The 17,831-nt window shown below is 68.0% G+C and carries 15 protein-coding genes; 6 read left to right on the top strand and 9 right to left on the bottom strand.

From position 1 onward, the window contains the following. The first annotated feature begins 194 nt into the window (after positions 1-194). Positions 195-560 (top strand): SPW repeat protein, encoded by a 366-nt coding sequence (locus P7644_RS14695; protein WP_404299987.1) that lies wholly within the window; start codon positions 195-197, stop codon positions 558-560. Positions 561-628: 68 nt separating this feature from the next. On the opposite strand, the gene P7644_RS14700 is transcribed toward P7644_RS14695, so the two are convergent. The 8 genes from P7644_RS14700 to P7644_RS14735 form a co-directional block, all read right to left on the bottom strand. Then, positions 629-1,681 (bottom strand): adenosine deaminase, encoded by a 1,053-nt coding sequence (locus P7644_RS14700; RefSeq protein ID WP_404299988.1) that lies wholly within the window; start codon positions 1,679-1,681, stop codon positions 629-631. A 57-nt stretch (positions 1,682-1,738) separates the two neighbouring features. Beyond that, positions 1,739-2,899 (bottom strand): BMP family ABC transporter substrate-binding protein, encoded by a 1,161-nt coding sequence (locus P7644_RS14705; protein WP_404299989.1) that lies wholly within the window; start codon positions 2,897-2,899, stop codon positions 1,739-1,741. Between the two features lie 37 nt (positions 2,900-2,936). Beyond that, a complete protein-coding gene (locus tag P7644_RS14710; protein WP_404299990.1) occupies positions 2,937-4,088 on the bottom strand; it encodes a BMP family ABC transporter substrate-binding protein in 1,152 nt (383 codons plus the stop codon). 20 nt (positions 4,089-4,108) lie between these two features. After that, positions 4,109-5,029 (bottom strand): ABC transporter permease, encoded by a 921-nt coding sequence (locus P7644_RS14715; RefSeq protein ID WP_404299991.1) that lies wholly within the window; start codon positions 5,027-5,029, stop codon positions 4,109-4,111. After that, positions 5,029-6,102 (bottom strand): ABC transporter permease, encoded by a 1,074-nt coding sequence (locus P7644_RS14720; RefSeq protein WP_404299992.1) that lies wholly within the window; start codon positions 6,100-6,102, stop codon positions 5,029-5,031. The genes P7644_RS14715 and P7644_RS14720 overlap by 1 nt, the downstream gene beginning before the upstream one ends. Next, entirely contained in the window at positions 6,089-7,690 is a 1,602-nt protein-coding gene (locus P7644_RS14725) for an ABC transporter ATP-binding protein (protein WP_404299993.1), read from the bottom strand. The genes P7644_RS14720 and P7644_RS14725 overlap by 14 nt, the downstream gene beginning before the upstream one ends. 176 nt (positions 7,691-7,866) lie before the next feature. Further along, positions 7,867-9,975 (bottom strand): diguanylate cyclase domain-containing protein, encoded by a 2,109-nt coding sequence (locus P7644_RS14730; RefSeq protein ID WP_404299994.1) that lies wholly within the window; start codon positions 9,973-9,975, stop codon positions 7,867-7,869. A 257-nt stretch (positions 9,976-10,232) separates the two neighbouring features. Then, on the bottom strand, positions 10,233-10,856 hold the full coding sequence (locus P7644_RS14735) for a Crp/Fnr family transcriptional regulator (protein WP_404299995.1): 624 nt from the start codon (positions 10,854-10,856) through the stop codon (positions 10,233-10,235). 240 nt (positions 10,857-11,096) lie between these two features. On the opposite strand from P7644_RS14735, the gene P7644_RS14740 reads away from it, so the two are divergent. The 5 genes from P7644_RS14740 (at position 11,097) to P7644_RS14760 (ending at position 16,577) form a co-directional block, all read left to right on the top strand. Further along, positions 11,097-12,119: a porin gene (locus P7644_RS14740; protein WP_404299996.1), complete on the top strand. Its 1,023-nt coding sequence runs from the start codon at positions 11,097-11,099 to the stop codon at positions 12,117-12,119. 220 nt (positions 12,120-12,339) lie between these two features. After that, positions 12,340-14,208, top strand: coding sequence for an EAL domain-containing protein (locus P7644_RS14745; RefSeq protein WP_404299997.1), 1,869 nt, complete (start codon positions 12,340-12,342; stop codon positions 14,206-14,208). A 116-nt stretch (positions 14,209-14,324) separates the two neighbouring features. After that, positions 14,325-14,762 (top strand): HIT family protein, encoded by a 438-nt coding sequence (locus P7644_RS14750; RefSeq protein ID WP_404299998.1) that lies wholly within the window; start codon positions 14,325-14,327, stop codon positions 14,760-14,762. 142 nt (positions 14,763-14,904) lie between these two features. Then, a complete protein-coding gene (gene miaA, locus P7644_RS14755) occupies positions 14,905-15,876 on the top strand; it encodes a tRNA (adenosine(37)-N6)-dimethylallyltransferase MiaA (RefSeq protein WP_404299999.1) in 972 nt (323 codons plus the stop codon). Further along, positions 15,873-16,577, top strand: a complete 705-nt coding sequence (locus tag P7644_RS14760) for an ABC transporter ATP-binding protein (RefSeq protein WP_404300000.1) — start codon at positions 15,873-15,875, stop codon at positions 16,575-16,577. Before miaA ends, P7644_RS14760 begins: the two co-directional genes overlap by 4 nt. A 47-nt stretch (positions 16,578-16,624) precedes the next feature. Here the strand turns inward: P7644_RS14760 and P7644_RS14765 are convergent, their stop codons facing one another. Further along, on the bottom strand, positions 16,625-17,821 hold the full coding sequence (locus P7644_RS14765; RefSeq protein ID WP_404300001.1) for an FAD-dependent monooxygenase: 1,197 nt from the start codon (positions 17,819-17,821) through the stop codon (positions 16,625-16,627). Between the last annotated feature and the right edge of the window lie 10 nt (positions 17,822-17,831).

Here is a 17,831-nt window from a genome sequence, read left to right on the forward strand (position 1 = left end):
CCGCCCCGCTGGCCAGCCGGGCGGCTTTTTTACATTTGCTGCGCCGTCCCTGGGCCCAGCCCGGGCAGCGGCATGCTGGCGCTCGCGGTGCGAAATTATCGGCGGTATCCGGCTTAGCCATGGAACCCTGGACCCATCGGGCTCTCTAACGGATTGCCACAGTCCGGTCGGTATTGCGGCAGGAGGTTACAGCCATGAGGAACGTGAAACATTGGCAGGATCCGCTCAATGCGCTGGTCGGAGCCTGGCTGGTTCTATCGCCCTGGGTCATGGGGTTTCAGGAGCAGATGGCGCCCACGGCCAGTAGCGTGATCGTCGGGCTCGCCCTGATCGCCGCATCATTGGGGGCCGTATTCATGCCGCGCGCCTGGGAGGAATGGAGCCAGGCGGGACTGGGCCTGTGGATGGTCGTCTCGCCCTGGGTGCTGGGCTTTAGCAGCCAGATGGGCATCATGCGCGTGGCCGTCGCCTCGGGCATCGTCGTGCTGGCCCTGGCCCTGTGGGTGCTGTTGACAGACAAGGATTACAGCGCCTGGATGCACGGCCATACGGCGCAATAAGCGCCCTTGGCCAAGCACAAAAACCGCCTCCGGGCGGTTTTTGCGTGTCCCCGCGCTGCCAGACGCGGTCAGCCGCGTTCTGCATGGCTTTCGAAGCATTCGTCGAGCCGCTGCTGCCAGGCGCGCTTGTCAGATTCGGCGGCAAAGCTGGCCTCGAAGCTGTTGCTGGCCAGCTGCCAGGCGTCCTGCGCCGTGAGCGCGGGCAGCGCGGCGAAGGTCTGGCTGAAGTTGTCATTGATGTAGCCGCCAAAGTAAGCCGGGTCGTCGGAGTTCACGGTCGCCACCAGGCCGGCATCCAGCAGCTGCTTGAGGCTGTGCCGGGACAGGTCGGGGAACACACACAGCTTCTGGTTGGACAGCGGGCACACGGTGAGCGGTATGCGCTCATTGGCCAGGCGGCGCATCAGCGCCGGGTCGCGCACGGCCTGCACGCCGTGGTCTATGCGCTCGGCCTTGAGCACGTCGAGCGCGCCCCAGATATAGGCCGGCGGCCCCTCCTCGCCCGCATGGGCCACCACATGCAGGCCCAGCTGCCGGCAGCGCGCGAACACGCGCGCGAACTTCTCGGGTGGGTGGCCCAGTTCGCTGCTGTCCAGGCCCACGCCGATGATGCGGTCCAGAAAAGGCATGGCCTGCTCCAGCGTGGCGAAGGCGTCATCCTCGCTCAGGTGGCGCAGAAAGCACAGGATCAGCGAGGCCGAGATGCCCTGCTCGGCGCGCGCATCGGCGCAGGCGCGGTGCAGGCCGTCCACCACCGTCTCCAGCGCCACGCCGCGCGCGGTATGCGTCTGCGGGTCGAAGAAGATCTCCGCGTGCACTACGTTATCCATAGCAGCCCGCGCAAGGTAGGCGCGGGTCATATCGTAGAAATCCTGCTCATGCAGCAGCACGCTGGCGCCCGCGTAGTAGATGTCCAGAAAACTCTGCAGGTCGGTGAAGGCGTAGGCGCGGTGCAGTTCCTGCACGCTGGCATAGGGCAGCGCCACGCCGTTGCGCCGGGCCAGCGCAAAGATCATCTCGGGCTCCAGCGAGCCCTCGATGTGGATGTGCAGCTCGGCCTTTGGCAGCGCCGCCAGCAGGGCCGGCAGGCGCTCTTGGGGAATGGGTGGCAGCTTGACCATCAGCGGACTCCGAAGGTGATGCCGCCGGCCAAGCGGCAGGTTGCGTACGACAGTGGCTTACTTCTTGTCGCCCCCAGGCACCTGCCCTTCCACGCCCTTGACGTAGAAGTTGATGCCGGTGAGGAACTTGTCGTCGGCCACGGCGTCCTTGTCCAGCACGACCCGGCCGGTGTTGTCCACAATCGGGCCCTTCCAGATGGAGAAGCTGCCATTCTTCAGGCCGGCCTTGGCCTCATCGACCTTGGCCTTGATCTCGGCGGGCACGTCCTCGGCGATGGAGACCAGGTCGATCGCGCCCTCCTTCACGCCCCACCAGCTCTGGCCCGCGGCCCAGGTTCCGTCCAGCACGTCGCGCGTCGCCTTGATGTAGTACGGAGCCCAGTGGATGACGGCCGAGCCCAGGTGGGCCTTGGGACCGTAGGCGGTCATGTCAGAGTCCCAGCCGAAAGCGCGCTTGCCCTTCTCCTGCGCGGTCTTGAGTACGGCGGGCGAGTCGGTGTTCTGGAACAGCACGTCGGCGCCGCCGTTGATCAGGCTGGTGGCGGCCTCGGTCTCCTTCGGGGGGCTGAACCACTCGTTGACCCAGACCACCTTGGTCTTGATCTTGGGGTTCACGCTCTGCGCGCCCAGCGTGAAGCTGTTGAGGTTGCGCAGCACCTCGGGGATGGGCACCGAGCCCACCACGCCCAGCGTGCCGGTCTTGGTCATGGCACCGGCGATGATGCCGGCGAGGTAGGCGCCCTCGTAGGTTCGGCTGTCATAGGTGCGCACATTGGCACTGGTCTTGTAGCCGGTGGCGTGTTCGAACTTCACGTCCGGAAATTCGGCACCCAGCTTCTGCATCACGTCCATGTAGCCGAAGGTGGTGCCGAAGATGAGCTTGTTGCCCTGCGTGACCAGGTCGCGCAGCACGCGCTCGGCATCGGGGCCTTCGGGCACGCTTTCGACGTAGGAGGTCTGGATCTTGTCGCCAAACTCGGCCTCCAGCTTCTTGCGCGCCTGGTCATGCGCATAGGACCAGCCCCCATCGCCCACCGGGCCGACATAGGCAAAGGCAATCTTCAGGGGCTCGGCCTTGGCGGCAGGCGCCGCGGCGGGCGCGGGCGCGGGCGCGGCGGGTGCGGCTTCCTCCTTCTTGCCACAGCCCACCAGGGCCGTGGCGGCAACAGCGGACAGGGCCGCGAGCTTGAACAGGGAACGCTTGTGCAAATCAGTCATAAAACCAGTCCTTCAGGGGTTTGACGGGAAACCTTGCTCACTTGCCCTCGGCACCGGGCACCTTGCCCTCCACGCCGGCCACGTAGAAGTTGATGCCGGCGAGGAACTTCAGGTCTGCCACCTGGCCCGCTGCCAGCAGCTCCTTGCCGGCGTTGTCCTTGATGGGACCGGTCCAGACGGCAAAGCTGCCGTCCTTCAGGCCCGCGCGGGCCTTGGCGACGCGATCCTTGATGTCCTGGGGCACATCGTCGGCGATTTTCAGCAGGTCGATCGCGCCTTCCTTCACGCCCCACCAGAAGGAGCCGCTTTGCCATTGGCCCGCCAGCGTATCGCCGACTACCTTGGTGTAGTACGGCGCCCAGTCGATGACGGCCGAGCCCAGATGGGCCTTGGGCGCGAAGGCGCTCATGTCGCCGTCCTTGCCAAAGGCGCGCGCGCCGCGCTCCTCGGCGGTCTTGAGCACCGCAGGCGAATTGGTGTTCTGGTACATCACGTCCACGCCGCCGTTGATGAGCGAGGTCGCGGCCTCGGCCTCCTTGGGCGGGCTGAACCATTCGTTGACCCACACCACCTTGGCCTTGATGGACGGATCCACGCTTTGCGCGCCCAGCACGAAGCTGTTGATGTTGCGCACCACCTCGGGGATGGGCACGGAGGCCACCACGCCCACGGTCTTGGTCTTGCTCATGCCGCCGGCGACGATGCCCGCGAGGTAGGCGCCCTCGAAGGTCTTGGTGTCATAGGTGGCCACGTTGTCGGCCAGCTTGTAGCCGGTGGCGTGCTCGAACTTCACGTCCTTCAGGTCGGCGGCGGCCTTCTGCACGAACTCCTGGTAGCCGAAGCTGGTGGCAAAGATCAGCCTGTTGCCCTGGGCCGCCATGTCGCGCAGCACACGCTCGGCATCGGCACTCTCGGGCACGCTCTCCACGAACGAGGTCTCGACCTTGTCGCCAAACTTTTCCTGGATGGCCTTGCGCCCCAGGTCATGCTGGAAGGTCCAGCCACCATCACCGATGGGGCTCACGTACATGAAGGCGATCTTGAGCTTGTCGGCCGCCGGTGCCGCAGCAGCAGGTGCGGCGGCCGGTGCCGCGGCCTCTTCCTTCTTGCCGCAACCCGCGAGTGCGGCCAGTGCGATGGCCGACAGCGCGGCGGTTTTGAGCAGGGTGCGTTTGTTCAAGTTATGCATGGTGTCAATGGGGTAAAAAATCAGCCGCCGGGGTGGAAAGGCTTGCCCAACGAGGCCGGCATATTGGCACGGATCCAGGTCGGATTGCGCGAGATCACGACCAGCACCACGATGGTGGCCACATAGGGCAGCATCGACAGCAACTGGCTCGCCACCTGCACGCCCGAGGCCTGCAGGTGGAACTGCAGCATGGTCACGCCGCCAAACAGATACGCGCCCAGCAGCACGCGCGCCGGCCGCCAGGTGGCAAAGGTGGTCAGCGCCAGAGCGATCCAGCCACGCCCGGCCACCATGCCCTCCACCCACAGCGGCGTGTAGACGGTGGACACATAGGCCCCGGCCAGCCCGCACAGCGCACCGCCGGCCATCACTGCGCCCAGGCGGATGGCACGCACCGGATAGCCCAGGGCATGGGCCGAATCGGGCGCCTCGCCCACCGAGCGCAGCACCAGGCCGGCGCGCGTGCGGTACAGGAACCAGACCATCAGCAGCGCCAGCACCATGGTCAGGTAGACCAGCGGATGCTGCCTGAACAACGCCTGCCCCACCACGGGCAGATCGCCCAGCAGGGGCCAGGAAAACTTGGGCGTATCGGGCAGCTTGGCCTGCACATAGCCGATGCCCACGAAGGCTGAAAAGCCCACGCCGAACAGCGACAGCGCCAGCCCCGTGGCGTACTGATTGGTGTTGCACCAGATTACCAGCCAGCCGAACAGCGCCGCCAGCAGCGCGCCCGCGGCCATGCCGGCGAGCAGGCCCAGCGTGAAGCTGCCGGTGTGCACCACGGCGGCAAAGGCGGCGACGGCCGCGCACAGCATCATGCCCTCGGCCCCCAGGTTGACGATGCCGGCCTTCTCGTTGATGAGCAGGCCCAGCGCAGCAATGGCCAGCACGGTGCCGGCGCTCAGCGTGCTGCCCAGCAGCAATGCATACGATTCCATCAGCCCAGCCCCTTTTGCGAACCCATCCAGCGCACGCGGTAGGCGATCAGCGTGTCGCAGGCCAGCAGCGTGAACAGCAACAGGCCCTGGAACACGCCAGTGAGCGACTTGGGCAGGCCCAGGCGCGATTGCGCGAGTTCGCCGCCGATGTAGAACATGCTCATGAGCAGGGCCGAGAACACCATGCCCACCGGGTGCAGCCGCCCCACGAAGGCCACGATGATGGCCGCAAAGCCATAACCCGCCGGCACAAAGGGGGTGAGCTGGCCGATCGGCCCGGCCACATCCAGTGCGCCGGCAAGCCCGGCCGTGCCGCCAGAGATCAGCAACGCCATCCACAACGCGCGCCGCGACGAAAAACCCGCGTAGCGCGCCGCCGCCGGCGCCAGCCCACCCACCTGCAGCGCAAAGCCCGCACGCGTGCGAAACAGGAACACCCACAGCAGCAGCACACCGATGAGCGCCAGCGGCAGGCCTATGGTCACGCGCGATCCGGCGAACAGCCTGGGCATCTGCGTGACGCGCTCGAACATCTTGGTCTGCGGAAAGTTGTAGCCCATGGGATCCTTCCACGGCCCATAGACCAGGTAGCCCAGCAGCAGCGTGGCCACGTAGACCAGCATCAGGCTGACCAGGATCTCGTTGGCATTGAAGCGGTCGCGCAACAGCGCCGTGATGCCGGCCCAGGCCATGCCGCCGAGCATGCCGGCCAGCAGGATCGCAGGCACGATCCACGGCCCGGTGGTCTTGTCGGCCAGCAGGGCCACGCCCCCGGCGGCCACGGCGCCGATCACGAACTGCCCCTCGGCGCCGATGTTCCAGACGTTGGAGCGAAAGCACACGGCCAACCCGAGGGCGATGAGCAGCAGCGGCGTGGCCTTGAGGGCCAGCTCGCCCAGCGCGTACGGCGACTTGATGGGTTCCCAGAAAAACACCTGCAGGCCGCGCACCGGGTCCTTGCCCAGGGCCGCGAACAGGGCCACGCCGATCAGCACCGTGATCGCCAGCGCCAGCAGCGGCGAGCCATAGGACCACAGCTGCGATGCCTGGGGCCGCGCCTCAAGCTTGAGCATGCTCGCCCTCCCCATGCCCGTCCGTGGCGCACAAATGCGCCTGCACCTCGGCATGCCACAGGCCGCTCATCCACTCGCCGATGCGCGCCACCGTCGCCTCGGCACGCGGCACGCTGGGCGACAGCCGCCCCTTGGCCAACACATGCAGCCGGTCACAGATTTCGAACAATTCGTCCAACTCCTCGCTGATCACCAGTACCGCACAGCCCTGGTCGCGCAGCTGCAGTATCTCGCCGCGGATCTGCGCTGCCGCGCCCACGTCCACGCCCCAGGTGGGCTGCGAGACGATGAGCAACTTCGGCCCCGCGTCGATCTCGCGGCCCACGATGAATTTTTGCAGGTTGCCGCCCGACAGCGACTTGGCCGGAGCCTCGGGCCCGCCGGCCTTGACCTGAAAGCGCTCGATGATGGCGCGTGCCTGATGCTCCAGCCGCCCCATGCGCAACCAGCCGCCCGCACCCACGGCATCCGAGCGGGTCAACAGCAGGTTGTGCGCCAGGCTCATGCCGGGCACGGCGCCACGGCCCAGGCGCTCCTCGGGCACGAAGTGCAGGCCGAGTGCCCGCCTGCGGCGAGGGCCCAGGTGCCCGGCATTCTTGCCGGCCAGCTGCACCATGGCGGCATCGGCGCACCGGTCTTCACCCGACAGGGCGTAGAGCAGCTCCTTTTGCCCATTGCCCGAGATGCCGGCAATGCCCACCACCTCGCCGGCGCGCACGGTCAGGTCGATGTCGACGAGAGGCACGCCGAACGGGTCGGCCGTCGGCAGGCTCAAATGCCGCGTGCCCAGCACCACCTCGCCCGCGGTCACCGTGCGGTGCGCCAGCTGCGGCGGATCGGCGCCGATCATCAGGCGCGACAGCGAGGCGTTGGACTCCTGCGAGGGGTCGCACACGCCCGTGACCTTGCCCGCGCGCATCACCGTGCAGGCGCTGCACAGCGCGCGGATCTCGTGCAGCTTGTGGCTGATGTAGAGGATGGAGCAGCCCTCGGCGGCGAGCTTCCTGAGCACCACGAAGAGCTTGTCCACCGCCTGCGGCGTGAGCACCGAGGTGGGCTCATCCAGGATCAAGAGCCTCGGGGCAGTGAGCAACGCGCGGATGATCTCCACGCGCTGCATCTCACCCACGCTCAAGGTGTGCACGGGGCGCAGCGGATCGATGTCCAGCCCGTACTCGGCCGCCGTGGCGTTGATGCGCCGCACCACCTCGGCCAGCGGCACCCTCCTGTCCTGGCCCAGCCAGACATTCTCGGCCACGGTGAGCGTGTCGAACAGGCTGAAATGCTGGAACACCATGGCGATGCCGAGCTGGCGCGCCTCCTGCGGGTTCTTCACCTGCACGGGCCGGCCGTCGAACAGCATCTGCCCGGCGTCGGGCTTGACGGCACCGTAGATGATCTTCATCAGCGTGGACTTGCCGGCGCCGTTCTCGCCCAGCACCGCATGCACCTCGCCGGGTTGCACGCTGAGCGAAATGCCGTCGTTGGCCACAACGGATGGATAGCGTTTGGTGATGCCCGTCAACTGCAGCCGCGGCGGCACGCCCGCGACAGGGCCTGCGGAGGCAGACTGGGGTGTGGGGTTCATTGCCCGATTGTCTCCTAGTTTTTCGAATTGTTAGTTTGTAGCAAAATGGCATGCAGCACTCGTCCAATGTGCGTCAAGAGCTAGCTTATTGATAGTGCCTGCCCGCACTGAATGCTCACGCGGCCAAGAGGTGCACAGGTTGAACTTGCGCAGGCCCATGGCGCGCTCCAGCCGCATCACACCGTCATGCGCACCTCGCCCAGGTGTACGCGGTTGCGCCCCGCACGCTGGGCCTCGTAGCAGGCCATGTCGGCCGCATGCAGCACGGCCGCCCCGTCGCGCAGCCCCGGCGCCATGGGCACCAGGCCAATGCTCAGGCCCAGTGAGAAGCTGCGCCCCTGGTAGGCGGGCTCCCAGGCCTGTACCGCGGCGCGCAGACGCTCGGCCGCGGCCTGTCCACGCTCCAGGCTGCTGCCGGGCAGCAGCACGGCGAATTCGTCCCCTCCCAGGCGCGCCGCCCAGCCGCTATGGCGGACCTCGGCCTCGAGCAGGCGTGCGAGGCGGCGCAGCACATCATCGGCCACGGCTCGCCCGGCCAGGTCGTTGACCACGGTGAAATGGTCCAAATCAAGGAATAGCAGCACCCCGCTGCCCTCTTGCGCCGCCTCTTCGGGCTGTGGATCGCGCTGCGCTCGCTCGGCCAGCAACACCTGAAGCCGGCGTTCGAACTCGGCGTGATTGAGCAACTGGGTCAGCGCATCATGCGTGCGCTCCCAGGCCTGTTGCGCCCGGGCCTCACGCACGGCTGTGCCATCCTCCAGGATCCAGACCACGCCGCGCTCAGACTCGCCCGGCTGCACCAGCTGGCCTTGCACGCGGCCCCACAGCGTGCTGCCGTCCTTGCGCAACAGTGGCAGCTCGCCGTCGAAGGCGCCATGCGCGGCAAACGCGTCATGCACCTGCCGGGCCACATCCAAGCCATCCTCATGCGGCGCCAGCAGCTCGACCAGGCTGCGGCCCTGCAACTCCTGCGGCGTATAGCCCAGCAGTCTGCAGATCTGCTGGCTCACGACCTCCACCCGCTCGGCGCGCGTAACCGCAATGCCCAGCGGCACATGCTCGAGCACGGCCTGTAGCTGGCGCCGCAGGGTCTCGCAGTCCCGTTGCCATCTGCGCCCGCCCTCCAGCAGCCGGGTGCACGTCCGCACCACGTCATCGACCTCGCCCCTAGAGCGGGGCCAGGCCTCTTCATCGGCGGCGTGCTCCTGGAGCGTAGCCTGAGCCTGCGCCGCGTCATCCTCCAGAACCGCCCTGGCGCGCTGGCGCAACAGCGCCAGTGGCCGCGCCAGCCACAGCATGCCCGCCACGGTCAGCAGGCAGACCACTGCCGTGGCACCAGCCACCAGCCACCAGGTGCGGTGCTGCGCGCCCTGCAGGGGTTCGAGCATGGCCTGCGCATCGCTCACGCGTGCCACGACCCACTGGGGCATGGGCACGCTGGCCAGGCTGACCACATGCCCCCCCTGCAGCTGCGTCACGCCACCGCCCGTGGGTGGCTGCTCCGCGCTGCGCCAGCGCGCATACACCCGGGCCAGTCCGGGCTCGTCGCTGACCTGGCCCAGCACGCGCTCCAGGTTGGGGTGCGACAGGATCACCCCATCGCGCGTGAACACGATCAACCGTGATTCGCTGCGTACCGGCAGCGCCAGCGAGTGCGGCAGCAAGCCCTGCGACTGCAGGCGCAGCACGCCGGAGACGGCACCTGTCACCCGGCCCTCGCCGCGCAGCAGCGGCATGGTGAACATCACGCGCGCATCCGCAGCGGTGCTGCCGATGAGGCCCGAGACCAGCGGCTTGCCGTTGACCAGGGTGCGCACCAGATAGTCGCGCTCGGTCGGGTCGAGCTCTGAAGCCTTGGCAAACTTGCCATAACGCAGGTTCACGCTCAAGGTGCCGTCCTTGCGTGCCACCTGGATGGCATCAAAAAACCGTACCGCCGGCAGCCCCTGCTGCAGCAGCCACTCCAGCCAGGCGGGCGAGTCCAGGATCTCGGGCGTGATGCCATCGGCCACCGTGGAGAGCACCTTCTGGCTTTGCTCGATCTTGCTCGCCAACAGGCGCGCCACCAGCTCCACCTCGTCGTTTTGCTGGCTCACCAGGCGATCCATGGCCTCTTGGCCCATGGTGTGCGACACCCACCACGCGGCCAGGGCGCCAGACAGTGCGATCGCCAGCACAGGCACCAGAAGCAGCTTGCGCACCAGCGGCCCGGGAAACCATCCCGCGCCCTCGGCTTCATCGGTTTCCGGCCCCCACAATCGGGCCTCATGCGCGGGCAGCGTCATGCCCGCTCCACAGTCGAAGCGCCCGATGCAGGCAAACGGAGGATGGCGCGGCTCATGGTGGATGGCTGATGGCGGCTGGGCAAAGAGTCCAGCCCAATATACGCAGCGCCCCCATGCCCGGCCCTGGGTCGAACCCTGTGAGCCACACAGGAAAACCCTGAAACGCCTACTCAGCGAACCAAAATTTAAACGAATAGATGCAAATACGTCGAATTAGCCGCTGTTCGACGCGTTTCTTTACATGCCGCCGACAACCCTTAAAAACCCGCCACCATCTGCAGCGCACGCGGCTGCGGCAGATTCAGCACGTTGCCCGTGCCGGCAATCAGGCCGTGCTCGCGCAAGTGGCGCAGCACGCGCGACAGCGTTTCGGGCGCAATGCCAAGCTGGGCGGCGATCAAGCGCTTGCGTTGGTGCAGCGTGACACGCAGCCCACCATCCTCGGCGTTGTATGCATGGCGCAGCAGCCATTGCGCGCAGCGCGCCTCGGCGTCCTGCGCCAGGCGGCTCACTGCCAGCTCGGTCTGCTGGCAGTAGCCGGTAGCCATGTCGCGCAGCAGCGTCTGCGCCGCCTGCGGCAGGTCTTCGAAGCTGCGCTTGAAGTCCTCCACCGGCATGCGGCGCAGTTGCACGCGCGTGTCGGCCACCATGTCCACGGCGCAGGGCTGGTCCAGCAGGGCCGTGGCGGCATCGAGCCAGAACGGCCCTTCGACCACGCCCAGCTGGTGGCGCATCACGCCGTCCTCGCGCACGCCCAGCAGCACGCGGCCGCTGTCCAGATACAGGACGGATGCCGGTTGTTGGTGGCGCTCACGCAGCACCTGGCCCGCGGCAGCCACCTCGATCTGCACGGACTGGTCAGGGGAAGGAGTGGGGAACATGGCGCCACTGTGCCGGGCGCACGCGGCATCTGCTTTGAGGGAAATCAAACCAGAGCCACTACCTCATTTGTGTCTATTGACACAACAGGCGTCGTTTGAATGATGCAAAAAACCCCGGCAAAACCCTTTCCAATCTATGCACGAGCGGCAAATTTTTGGATGATTAACAGTGTACGCAGATATTGCATACAAAATTCAGCCAAATGCCGACCTTTGTCGGCTGAACCACAAGGAACACACATGCCCAAGAAACTCATTGCCCTGGCCGCGGCAGCACTGTGCTGCGCTGGAGCCTATGCCCAAAGTTCGGTACAGGTCACCGGCCTGGCCGACCTCTACGTCGGCTCCATGAAGATGGCCGGCGATGTCGGCCGCAAGTCCGTCGTCAACAGTGGCGGCATGACCACATCGTGGTTTGGCTTCAAGGGAACGGAAGACCTGGGCGGCGGGCTGAAGGCCAACTTCCAGCTCACCTCGTTCATCCAGGTCGACAACGGCACGCAGGGACGCTTTCCCAACGATACCTTTTTCTCGCGCGACGCCAATGTGAGCCTGTCGGGCGGTTTTGGCTCCGTGCTGCTGGGCCGCTGGATGGCGCCCAACTTCCTGTCCTCGGTGGTGGGCAATCCCCTGGGCGACTCGTTCGTGTTCTCCCCGCTGATCCTGCACAAGAACGTGCCGCTGTTCAACGCCTCGGGCTGGAAGGCCACCACGCCCTCGGACACGGGCTGGAGCAACCAGATCGCCTACAGCACACCCGACATCGGCGGCTTCAAGGCCAACCTGCAGTACCAGTTCGGCGAGCTGCTCGGCGACAACGGCAAGAAGAACGTCGGCGCCAACTTCTTCTACTTCGGCAGCCCGCTGCTGCTCACCGGCTACTACGAGCGCGACCAGATCAGCAACCCCGGCCAGGGCACCTACCTGGGCACCACCAAGAAGGACTGGATGCTGGCCGCGGCCTACGACTTCAAGGTGCTCAAGCCTTATCTGGGCTACGGCCAGACCAAGGCCGACAACAACCCCAACAAGGCCAAGACCCTGCAGGTCAGCGCATCGGCCCCACTGGCGGGCGGCAGCCTGCTGGCGTCCTGGGTCAAGACCGAGCTGTCGGCCTCCAACCTTGACCGCAAGACCTTCACGCTGGGTTACGACTACTACCTGTCCAAGCGCACGGACGTGTATGCCATGTACATGAACGACAGGATCACGAACCAGCCCACGGGCAACAGCGTCGGCGCGGGCATCCGCCACCGCTTCTAACCTGGCAGATCCTCCCCGGAGGGCACGCGGGCGCAAGGGCGCCGCGTGCCCTTTTTCATGCCCATTGGATTTATACAAAAAATGGCGTAACCGCTTACAGGCAAAGCGCAGTCAGCTATTAATTGTGAGATACGATGCCTGTCTGCAGCGGGCTTGTGCGTCATGGATTTGTCATCCGCGCAGCATAAGCTTCCCGCCCGATCGTTACCAATTGCCATCAATGCACCAAGCCAAGCGCCTGCCCATGCGCGCCCTGCTGCACACGCTGTCGCCCGCGGTACGGCAGGGTGCTGGGCCGCTGGCGCGGCTGCTGCGCGCGTGCGACCTGCGCTGCGTCTTCCAGCCGCTGGCGGACCTTCGCGAAGGTGGCATCTATGCGCACGAGGCCCTGATTCGTGGCCCGGCGGGTACGCCGCTGGAGTCGCCCGATGCCTTGCTGGCGCAGGCGCGCGGCGAGAACATGCTGCACGACTTCGAGCTGCTGTGCGTCGCCCAGGCCCTGACGCAATGGGGCCGCCAGGCCACCCCGGGCCGGCTGTTCGTCAACATCAGCGCCGACGCGCTGGTCTGGGGCGTGGGGCTGTGCGGCGCCGAGCCGCTGGCCAACGTGGTGCGCCAGCTGGGCGTGCCCCCGCAGATGGTGGTGCTGGAGATCACCGAGCACGAGCGCGTGCCCGACCTGCTGCCGCTGCGCGATGCGCTGCGCCAGGTACACGCCTGCGGCATGCGCCTGGCGCTGGACGATTTTGGCGACGGCCACTCCAGCCTGCGCCTGTGGTCCGAGGTGCGCCCGGATTTCGTGAAGATCGACAAGTACTTCACGCGCGACATAGGCCAGCACCCCGAGAAGCTGCAGGTGCTGCAGGCAGTGCGCGGCATCGCGGACATCTTCGGCACCACGCTGGTGGCCGAGGGCATAGAAACCAGCGAGGAGCTGCGCGCACTGCGCGACCTGGACATTCCCTACGGCCAGGGCTATCTGCTGGGCCGGCCCGCCACCGAGGCGCGCGAGGCCATAGAGCCGCCGGCGCTGGCCGTGCTGCGCGATCGCCGCGTGGCTGTGCTGCCCCACAGCGGCCAGCATGTGCGCCCCGGCATCCTGCGCCACCTGCTCATGGTGCAGGCGCCCACCGTCACGCCGCAGACCAGCAACGACAGCGTGGCCGCGCTGTTCCGCGCCCATGCCGAGCTGCACGCCCTCGCGGTGCTCGAGGACAACCGCCCCGTGGCGCTCATCAACCGCCAGCAGTTCATGAACCACTACGCCACGCTGTATTTCCGCGAGGTGCACGGGCGCAAGCCCTGCAGCGCCTTTGCCGACGATGCGCCGCGCGTGGTGGAAATCGACTGCGACGTGGATGACCTCGTCGCCATCCTCACCTCGCAGGACCAGCGCTACCTGAACGACGGCTTCATCGTCACCGACAACGGGCGCTACGTGGGCCTGGGCACGGGCGAGCAGCTGGTGCGCGGCGTGACCGAGGCGCGCATCGAGGCCGCGCGCCATGCCAACCCGCTCACCTTCCTGCCCGGCAACATCCCCATCAGCCTGCACATGCAGCGGCTGCTGGACCACCGCGCCGAGTTCGTCGCCTGCTATGCCGACCTGAACCACTTCAAGCCCTTCAACGACCACTACGGCTACTGGCGCGGGGACCAGATGATCCGCCTGGTGGCGCGCCTGGCCCTGACCCACTGCGACCCGCGCACCGACTTCGTCGGCCATGTGGGCGGCGACGACTTCATGCTGCTGTTCCAAAGCAGCGACTGGCTGCAGCGCTGCGAGCGCATCGTGAGCGAGTTCGCGCGCGAGGCCATGGCGCTGTTCGACGAAGCGGAACGCCGCGAGGGCGGCATCTGGGCCGAGGACCGTCACGGCGTGCGGCGCTTCTTCGGCTTCACCACGCTGGCGATCGGCGCGGTGCGCGTGGCCCCCTGCAGCATGCGGCAGGCCGAGGAGGTCGCCAACCTCGCCGCCCTGGCCAAGCGCGACGCCAAGCAGTCCCACACCGGCATCGCCTGGCGCGACAGCGGCCCCAGCGCCGCCGGCCTGCGCCAGGCCTCTCCGGTGGCCGCCCTGGCGCAATAGGCTGCCAGCACCGGAGCAGCGCCGCGGCTCCCATGCTCCTAAACTCGCGGGCTGCGGCCACCCCTTTGGGGCTGCACGCACAAGCCCCATCACGCCGGAAAAAGGAAAACCCGCCCATGCCCATGTTCGTCGATACCTCGCCGCCCGGCCAATGCATCTTCTGCCGCCTGGTGGCCGGCGAGATCCCCGCGGCCCTGGTGTACGAGGACGCGCTCACCATCGCCTTCATGGATATCGGCCAGGTCACGCCGGGCCATGTGCTCGTGGCCACCAGGCGCCACGCGGCCACGCTGCTGGACACCACGCCCGAGGAGGCCGCCGCCGTGATGCAGACCGCGCGCCGCGTGGCGCTGGCGGTACAGGCCGCCTTCGCCCCCCCCGGGCTCACGCTGCTGCAGGCCAACGGCGCCCTGGGCGGGCAGACCGTGGCGCACTTCCACATGCACGTGGTGCCGCGCCACGAGGCCGACGGCATCACCCTCAGCTGGCCGCGCAAGGAGCCGCCCGCGGCCGTGCTCGCCGGCTACGCCGAGCGTCTGCGCGCAGCGCTGTAACCCGCCGTATCGGCACCGCGCCGGGGTGCCGAGCCCGCCTTTGCCTCGGTGCGTAACTCGGCCTGGCCCCGGGCAGACTCTGCTACCCTCGTACGCATCATGTTCGTCCCGTCCGCCGCCATCGGTCCGCAGGAGCCCGCCCATGCGCGCTGACCACATCCCCGCCATCGCGCTGGCAGGCCCCACGGCCTCGGGCAAGACGGCCGCGGCCTTGGCCATTGCCGAGGCCCTGGCGCCGCACCTGCCGGTGGAGATCATCAGCGTGGACTCGGCCCTGGTGTACCGCGGCATGGACATTGGCACGGCCAAGCCCACACCTGAGGAGCAGGCCCGCGTGCCGCACCACCTGATCGACATCCGCGACCCTTCGCGGGCCTACAGCGCGGCCGAGTTCGTGCAGGACGCCACGCGGCTGATCCAGGAGATCCGCGCGCGCGGCGCGCTGGCGCTGCTGGTGGGCGGCACCATGCTGTACTTCAAGGCGCTGTTCGACGGCATTGACGACATGCCGCCCGCCGACGCCGCGGTGCGCGCGCGCCTGGAACAGCAGGCCGCCGCCATCGGCTGGAGCGGCATGCATGCCGAGCTGGCGCGCGTGGACCCCGTGACCGCGGCGCGCCTGGCGCCGGGCGACAGCCAGCGCATACAGCGCGCGCTGGAGGTGTGGCATGTGTCGGGTCGGCCGCTGTCGAGTTTTCACACCACCAAAACAATAGCTCCCAGCGCACGCCCCATAGGCGTTACAAGCCTTTTTTCCTTGGAACCGCAGGACCGCGCCTGGCTGCATGCGCGCATCGCCCAGCGCTTTCACGCCATGCTGGCCGCGGGCTTTTTGGACGAAGTGCTGCGCCTGCGCGCGCGCGGCGACCTGCATGCCGACCTGCCCAGCATGCGCTGCGTGGGCTACCGCCAGGCCTGGGAGTCGCTCGATGGCCTGCACCCCCTCTCCAGCCTGCCCGAGCGCGGCATCGCCGCCACGCGCCAGCTGGCCAAGCGCCAGATCACCTGGCTGCGCGGCATGCCCGAGCGCCACACCATCGCCTGCAACGCACCCGATGCCACGGCGCAACTGGTGCGTGCCGTGCAGGCCCGCGTGCTGGGCGAGAGCGCATGAGGGGCGTCGCCGCGGACGCCCTGCTGCAGGTGCGCGGGCTGGCCAAGCGCTACGGCGCGCAAAGCGTCTTCGAGAACGTACAGCTTGAGGTGCGCCGCGGCGAGTTCCTCGCCATCGTCGGCGACTCGGGCGTGGGCAAGTCCACGCTGCTCAACTGCCTGGCCGGGCTGGACCGCTGGGACGCGGGCCAGGTGCTGCACGAGGGCACGGACCTGGGCGCATTGGATGATCGCCGGCGCGCCCTGTGGCGCCGCGCCCATGTGGGCTTCGTGTTCCAGGCCTTCCATGTGTTGCCGCACCTGGATGTGGCGCAGAACGTGGGCCTGCCGCTGCTGCTGCTGGGCCGCCCAGACGCGGCGCGCGTGGAGCAGATGCTGGACGCCGTGGGCCTTGCCGGCCTGGGCGGGCGGCTGCCGCAGGAGCTCAGCGGCGGCCAGCTGCAGCGCGTGGCCATAGCCCGCGCCCTGGTGCACCGCCCGGCGCTGCTGCTGGCCGACGAGCCCACCGGCAACCTCGACCCCGGCACGGCGGCACGCATCATGGACGCGCTCATCCAGCAGACCCGTGCGCATGGCGCGGCGCTGGTGCTGGTCACGCACTCGGGCGCCGCAGCGGCACGCGCAAGCCGCGTGCTGCAGCTGACCGCCCGGGGCATGCATGCGCTGCCACCGACTTCAGGCGATCCCATGACGCCCGCATGAACCCCGGGGGTGAGCCACCGCACGAATGGCCATGCAGCGCCGCTCCATCAGCCGCGATAGAGCCAGGGCTGATCGAGCAGGCGCTCACCCAACACGCGCATGGCGGTATCACGCCCCCAGCGCCGCAGGCCGCTGGCATGAAAGATGGCTCCGTTGCGCTGCGACCGGGCCTGCACGCGGGCGTTGCGCTGCCAGCGGTTGAGCGCGTAGCGACGCAGGCACAGGGGCACCTCCAGGTCGTGCATGGCCAGGGATTTTTCCAGCTCGGCCGCATCTTCGATCGCCATGCCCGCGCCCTGGGCCAGGTAGGGGCGCATGGGATGGGCCGCATCGCCCAGCAGCGCCACCAGGCCGCGCGCCATCTCCTGCGGGCCGGCGACGGGCGGGCGATCGAGCAGCGGCCACAGACGCCACCCGTCCCCCAACTGGGGCACGGTGCGGATCAGATCCTGCAGCGGCGTGCAGGTCTGCGCCAGCGCGGCCTCCAGGTCGGCGGCGTTGGCGCCATGGTCCCAGGAGTCCAGATCGGCCGGCGGCCGGCCATGGCGTATGGCCACCAGGTTGAGCAGCTCACCTCGGCGCAGCGGGTACTGCACCACATGCAGGCCCGGCCCCAGCCACACGGTGACCTGCTGGCTGCGCAAGGCCTGGGGCAGCGCATTCTGGCGCAGCACGGCGCGGTAGGCCAGGTGGCCCGACACCCGCGTGGGCGCCTCGCCCAGCAACTGCGCACGCGTGCCGCTGCGCAGCCCGTCGGCACCTATCAGCGCATCCCCCTCCACCTCGATGTGCGTACCGTCGCCCCGCAACAGGCGCACGGTGACGGCGCCGCCCTGCTCCGCATGCCGCTCAACCCTGTGGTTCAGGTTCAGGTGCACCAGGGACGACTTGCGCGCCACATCCAGCAGCAGGCCATGCAGGTCGGCCCGGTGAATGGTGGCGTAGGCCGCGCCGTAGCGTTCAATCACCGTGGCGCCCAGGCGCAGCGCGCCCAGCTCGGCGCCGGTGAGCGCGCTGCGCACCTGCAGCCGCTCGGGAAAGGCCGCCACCGCCTGCAGCGCCCTCTGCAGGCCCCAGGCCTGCAGCCGGCGTACCACGTTGGGGCCGATCTGCACCCCCGCCCCCACCTCGGTGAACTCGCTCGCGCGCTCGAACAGCCGCACCTCCCAGCCCGCGCGCGCACCGCCCAGGGCCGCGGCCAGTCCGCCTATGCCGCCGCCGGCAATCAAGACTTGTTTTTGCATGCCCCCGATT

The sequence above is a fragment of the Alicycliphilus denitrificans genome (assembly GCF_044792555.1).
Classification (GTDB): domain Bacteria; phylum Pseudomonadota; class Gammaproteobacteria; order Burkholderiales; family Burkholderiaceae_C; genus Alicycliphilus; species Alicycliphilus denitrificans_A.